Genomic DNA, 6182 nt, shown 5'->3' on the forward strand with positions numbered 1-6182 from the left:
ATAAAAATTTTAAAAAATTGTCCATTCAGGTTAGCTTGAATGGACTTTCTTTTTGTGTAGCAGACACTGTTTCGCAAAAATTGTTGATTTCTGACAGAATTGATTTTTCTGAAGAAAAAAATCCAATGACCGCTAAAGATGAATTGGAAAAGCTTTTTCAAAGGCATGATATTGAAAACATGCAGTTTGATGAAGTGGTAGCCGTTCATAGAAATACCCTTTTTGGCCTGGTCCCAAAATCTTTGTTCAATACAGATCATTTAAATGAATACCTAAAATTTAACACCAAGGTATTGGCTAATGATGTTTTAGCTTATGACGAGGTAGAAAACCATGATCTAGTTAATGTATATGTACCCTATGTAAACATTAACAACTATATCTATGATCTTTTTGGGGAGTTTGATTTTATGCATAATGGCACGGTATTATTGCAATCTTTATTAAACAACCAAACACAAAACCAAGAGATTACGTGTTTTGTACATGTGAATAAGGATCAACTGGATATTACGGTTCTAAACCAGCGTAAACTACTATTGTACAATAGTTTTAAATATCAGACAAAAGAAGACTTTGCCTATTACTTACTTTTTGTAATTGAACAATTGGAACTAGACCCTAAAAATGTAATTGTAAAATTATTTGGGGATATTGAAGAAGACGACGAAACTTTTCAACTTTGCTATAATTACATTCAACATATAAGCATTTTTGAACCATCGGCGGCCCAACTATTAAAACTTGGAGAACCTTCGTCAGGCTCCATAGACTTCACCCTTATCAATACTATATAATGCGCATCATATCAGGAAAACATAAAGGACGTAACCTAATGGCTCCTAAAAAACTACCTGTTAGGCCCACGAAAGATATGGCCAAAGAGAGCTTGTTCAATATTTTAAATAATAGCTATTATTTTCCAGACCTTAAAGTCCTTGATCTTTTTGCAGGTACCGGTAATATAAGTTTCGAATTCTCTTCTAGGGGCGTTGATGATATACTCGCTATTGATGCTCACTCCGGATGCATACAATTTATTGATAAAACGGTTAAAATGCTAGATATGGATATTCGCACTTTAAAGAGTGATGTATTTACCTTTCTACAAAGAAATACCGAAAAATTCGATATTATATTTGCCGATCCTTTTTACGATATGGAATTAGCAGATTTTGAAAAACTGCCACAACTGGTTTTTGAAAATGACCTTCTTCTAGAAGATGGGGTATTAATTATTGAACATTCTAACAGAACTAGTTTAGCCGAATTTCCCCACTATAAAAATTCTAGAAAATACGGCGGAAGTGTTTTTAGCTTTTTTGAAAAGTAAATCCTAAAAGCATAGACCCAATTATTAAAGTGTAAAAAACCGTCGACTATGCTCAAGGTTTTTTACATTAGGTAAATTAAAGATTTACTATCTTAATAAAAAAGCAGGCCATAAGCCGGATTCTGTATTCTGAAAAATCAGAATTCCTTATCATTTATCTAGGCAAAGGGTTACCCCAGAGCTCCAACCGCCTACCCTTCGGCTTGAGCGTGCAGCCCTCAAACACCGATTTACATGACGTTTCACCGTATAGAGTTTACCTGGTTTCACTACAGCCTAACTGTACTTGCTTTCTGTTGCACTTGTCCTCACATCTCTGCGGACGGGCGTTACCCGCTATACTGCACTATGGTGTCCAGACTTTCCTCTCCCAATTACTTGGCAGCGATAAGGTGGCCTGCTGTGCGCAAATGTAAGGCAATTGTTGATAACTATAGATGATCTCTTTTCTTAATTCTCGCTAGAATTAAAGGCTATATTTATATTTGTATAAGTTTAATCAGAGATAACATTTTGGAACCATTTATTGTATCGGCCAGAAAGTATAGACCCCAAACATTTAAAGATGTTGTGGGCCAGCAATCTATAACCAATACCTTACAAAATGCAATAGACCAAAATCACTTGGCACAAGCTTTATTATTCTGCGGACCAAGAGGTGTGGGTAAAACTACCTGTGCCCGTATTTTGGCAAAACAGATAAATTCTGATGGTACCGAAAAGGAAAATGAAGATTTTGCCTTCAATATTTTTGAACTTGATGCAGCTTCAAACAACTCGGTAGACGACATTCGTAACCTTATCGATCAAGTTCGTATACCGCCACAAGTTGGTAAATACAAAGTATATATTATTGATGAGGTACACATGTTATCCCAATCTGCTTTTAATGCATTTCTAAAAACCCTAGAAGAGCCACCAAAGCATGCTATTTTCATCTTGGCCACAACAGAAAAGCATAAAATAATACCTACTATTCTTTCTAGATGTCAAATTTTTGATTTTAAAAGAATTACGGTCAAAGATGCTGCCGAGTATTTAAAATATATTGCCGAAAGCCAAGGTGTCAATGCCGAAGATGATGCACTACATATCATAGCCCAAAAGGCTGATGGCGCTATGCGAGATGCCTTGTCCATTTTTGATAGGGTAGTAAGTTTTTCAGGTTCTGAGCTTACGCGTAAAGCAGTTACCGAAAATTTAAATGTCTTAGACTACGATACTTATTTTGAGGCTACAGACTTAATATTAGAGCATAATATACCAGGGTTATTATTGTTGTTCAATAAAACCCTATCACTTGGTTTTGACGGGCACCATTTTATATCTGGCCTTGCATCCCATTTTAGGGATTTAATGGTTTGCCAACATCCTGACACCATCAACTTATTGGAAGTTGGCGAAGCTGCACAACAATTATATAGAGACCAGAGCAAAAAGACCGCTCCCTCCTTCCTTCTTAAAGGATTGGAAATTTCAAACGACTGCGATCTAAAATATAAAACGAGTAAAAATCAGCGCTTACTTGTTGAACTTACTCTTATGAAACTAGCCTCTATCAATTTTGATGGAGAAAAAAAAAATCCTGAATCCGTAGCTCTTAACAATAAGACTGTTGATTTTATTGCTCCTTCGGCATTTTACAATCAAGTACCAAGAACATCAAAAAAAGAATCCGAAGTTAAACCGGTTACCGGAAATCAACTTGCCGTAACCCAAACCGAGGCTCCCAAAGCAACAAGTGCCATAAACAGTACCACAGAAACTGCAGTTGAATCTAAACAAGCAGATACTCAAGCTGCTCCAGTAAAAACCAAAGAACCTCAACAAGACACGACGATATCAACAACATCTAATGCTAGTAACGATGCTAAAAAACCTATTATTAATAGGCCTACAAAACGGGTGTCAGGCCTTTCAATTTCTAGCTTAAATGCTAAAAAACAGCACGAACTCAATAAAATCGAGGTCGTTATTGACGAAAATAATTTGCCCAAAGAAAATTTTACAGAAGAAGAACTACGTAAACATTGGGCAAACTTTATAGAAATCATTGATAAGAAAGGTCAAAAAATTCTAGCATCTAACCTACACTCAGACGTTCCAAAATTAAAGGAAGGTTTCGCTATTTATTTAGAGCTACCTAACAGCACCATGAAAAAGGAAATAGAACGTGAACAGTTCGAATTAATGGAGTATCTACGTGCTAAGCTGAACAACCACTTCATTCATTTAGATATTAAGGTAAATGAAACCACCGCCACTAAGTTTGCTTTTACACCTGAAGAGAAATACGAGAAGTTAAGAGAAAAAAATCCGGTAATAGATTTATTGAGACAAGAATTCGATTTATTCCTGTAATCTTTTCTTGCTTAAAAAAGCAAACACCAATAGCACTATTGAAATTATTAGAAGTCCAAAAGCCTCTCTCCCCAATTCTACAGTAACAATATCCCCATCAGTTAAATCAAATCCTTGGAAATTTGTAGGATATAGATATACAAAACCAATAAACGCAAGTACTCCTAAAACTAACGGCACAATATATCCTATCTTATTTAATGCAAATAATAACGATACCACAGCGGCAGTTCCGTAAATAACGATCCAATGTAAAGAGTCTGGATCATTGTACTGCAAGACTGCACCCACAGTAAATAACAATGCAAAAACGTAGCCTAATATCTTAAATAATAGATTCATTTGAATTTAGTTTAATAAGTGATCTTCAATAAGATCACGCACTTGTACTGCACTAATTCTCTGATCGTTATCACCAGTTACATAATTACTTATAAAGATTGGAAAATCTTCTTCATCTTCAGTCAAACGACCGTGAGAACCCTTTATTAAACTGGCATCAATTGGTATAATATCCATCACTGTTCTAAAACCCAATTTTTTCTTTATGAGCTTTCCGGCAACTTTTGCCATAACCAATTTATCTTTTGGATCAGTCATCATTTCAACTGGATCATACCCCGGTTTTTTATGAATATCCACCATTCTGGCATAATCCGGAGCTTTGGCATTGTCTAACCAGAAGTAATATGTGAACCAAGAATCTTTATCAGCTACTACTACAATATCACCACAGCGGTCGTGATCAATGTGGTAGTCTTTTAAATCATCTCCATATAAAACTTTCTCCACACCTTCAACTGCTTTTATCAATGCAGCTACCTTACCAATATCTTTTTCATTTTTACAATACACATGGGCAATTTGATGGTCTGCAACAGCAAAAGCATCACTTGCTCCAGCATCTAAAAGCTCTAGTCCGCGCTCTTCACGTATGGCTATATATCCTTCTTTTCTTAAAATTCTATTGAGATGAATTGGCTTGTTTACATTTGTAATTCCATACTCGGAAAGAAGTATTACCCTGGTGTCTAAAGACTCATAATGTTGTACCAATTGTTTTACAACAGCATCTATTTCATTTAAATCTTTAAAAATTATTTTAAAATCAAGACCATAACGTTGTAAGTTATAATCTAAATGGGGTAAATAAATCAATGTTAGATCAGGATTATGTTCCTTATCCGTCAACAAAGCTGCATTTGCAATCCATTTAGATGAGTTGATGGTAGTTTTTGGTCCCCAGAATTCAAAGAGTGGAAATGCCCCTAATGTATTTTGCATTTCGTTCCTTAATTCAGCAGGATAAGAATATACATCTGGAATTTTTCTGCCATCTGCCAAATAATTAGGTCTTGGCGTAATACTAAAATCAACGTTGCTATACATATTGTACCACCAAAAATGGTTGGCACAGGTAAAATTGGGGTATTTTTCTTTGAGATCGTCCCATATTTTGGGTTGTTCTACCAGTTTGTTAGACTGCCTCCAAAACTTAACCTCACACTCATCTTTAAAATACCAGCCATTACCAACTATACCATGTTCAGATGGCCATTTACCGGTTACGTAGGTAGATTGAACAGCACATGTAACGGCAGGTAGCACAGGTTCTATGTATGATGCCTGCCCTCTTTCTAAAAATGATTTTATAAACGGTGTATGTTCACCTATCAATCTTTTCGTTAACCCAACTACATTTATGACAACCGTTTTCTTCATATTTTACATGTGTGATTTAAGCCACTCTAGTTCTCGTATTATTGATACCGATAAATCCTGTTTTAAATCTGCCGGAAGCACATCCCATGTATAAGTTTCTATTTCTAGATGTTCCGATATAGGATCAGTTTCTAAATATTCCATCGTTTTTAGAATATGATCTTGCGTTGAAAACAACTTGCCATATTTTTCTAAAAAAATAGGAACATGATAATGTGCTCTAAGTTCCGTGTGATTTCTTTCCCCTTCTAATACTAAAGGCAAATCACTATATGTCTTAACCTTTCCGTCTAATTTTTCGGTTATCTGATGTAAATAGGTAGGCTCATTAAATTGTGAAAGTTCTTCCCAAATACGTTCATCATCGGTACCATTGAAAAGAATTTTCAACGCGGCACTTATTTGAATTTTTCCTACCCTAATATCATTCGCCTTAAACTTTGCAAATGTAACGGTCGGCTCCTCATAGGCCAATGAAAAATGGCAAACATCATAACAAACCGTAATATATCTTTTAATTAAAGATTCTGCCTCATCTGCATTTAAACCTAATTCCTGCTTAAAATAAGCTCTACCTATAGGAACCAAGTAATCCGCATAAAACAACAAAACCTCATCGCTATTTTCTAGCAAACCATCTGGTTCAGGTTCAATATCCAAATGCAAATAGTTTCCTGTATCTTGTTCAATTTTGAACAATTGCTTGGCAACTTCAAGCATATTCTTAGCACCGGCTTCAAATGCATTTTTTGTTTCCGAAAGGGTC

At 35.5% G+C, this 6182-nt stretch carries 6 protein-coding genes and 1 other RNA gene; 3 read left to right on the top strand and 4 right to left on the bottom strand.

Translation table 11 applies throughout. The features are described from left to right. Window positions 1–797, top strand: a 797-nt coding sequence (locus tag QZ657_RS16910; RefSeq protein ID WP_291968209.1) for a DUF3822 family protein, incomplete at its 5' end; no start/stop codon positions are given. Further along, window positions 797–1333 carry an RsmD family RNA methyltransferase gene (locus QZ657_RS16915; protein WP_291968210.1) on the top strand — a complete coding sequence of 179 codons (537 nt, stop codon included), beginning with the start codon at window positions 797–799 and terminating at the stop codon, window positions 1331–1333. The genes QZ657_RS16910 and QZ657_RS16915, both read left to right, overlap by 1 nt. A gap of 96 nt (window positions 1334–1429) precedes the next feature. Here QZ657_RS16915 and rnpB read toward each other — a convergent pair. Further along, window positions 1430–1737, bottom strand: an RNA gene (gene rnpB, locus QZ657_RS16920) — RNase P RNA component class A. A gap of 109 nt (window positions 1738–1846) precedes the next feature. On the opposite strand from rnpB, the gene QZ657_RS16925 reads away from it, so the two are divergent. Next, window positions 1847–3694 carry a DNA polymerase III subunit gamma/tau gene (locus QZ657_RS16925; protein WP_291968211.1) on the top strand — a complete coding sequence of 616 codons (1848 nt, stop codon included), beginning with the start codon at window positions 1847–1849 and terminating at the stop codon, window positions 3692–3694. On the opposite strand, the gene QZ657_RS16930 is transcribed toward QZ657_RS16925, so the two are convergent. The 3 genes from QZ657_RS16930 to eboE all read right to left on the bottom strand — a co-directional run. After that, window positions 3683–4036 carry a transmembrane 220 family protein gene (locus QZ657_RS16930; protein WP_276472717.1) on the bottom strand — a complete coding sequence of 118 codons (354 nt, stop codon included), beginning with the start codon at window positions 4034–4036 and terminating at the stop codon, window positions 3683–3685. The genes QZ657_RS16925 and QZ657_RS16930 overlap by 12 nt on opposite strands. Before the next feature lie 6 nt (window positions 4037–4042). Further along, window positions 4043–5416: an alkaline phosphatase family protein gene (locus QZ657_RS16935; RefSeq protein WP_291968212.1), complete on the bottom strand. Its 1374-nt coding sequence runs from the start codon at window positions 5414–5416 to the stop codon at window positions 4043–4045. A gap of 3 nt (window positions 5417–5419) precedes the next feature. Further along, a partial coding sequence (gene eboE, locus QZ657_RS16940; protein WP_291968213.1) for a metabolite traffic protein EboE occupies window positions 5420–6182 on the bottom strand: 763 nt, incomplete at its 5' end.

The organism is Maribacter sp., from assembly GCA_020629415.1.
GTDB classification, from domain to species: Bacteria; Bacteroidota; Bacteroidia; order Flavobacteriales; family Flavobacteriaceae; genus Maribacter; species Maribacter huludaoensis.

What these genes read in the sequence shown, in the direction of transcription:
- QZ657_RS16915 (WP_291968210.1), top strand. Translation starts at nt 797, where the DNA reads ATGCGCATCATATCAGGAAAACATAAAGGACGTAACCTAATGGCTCCT.
- QZ657_RS16930 (WP_276472717.1), bottom strand. Translation starts at nt 4,036, where the DNA reads ATGAATCTATTATTTAAGATATTAGGCTACGTTTTTGCATTGTTATTT.
- QZ657_RS16935 (WP_291968212.1), bottom strand. Translation starts at nt 5,416, where the DNA reads ATGAAGAAAACGGTTGTCATAAATGTAGTTGGGTTAACGAAAAGATTG.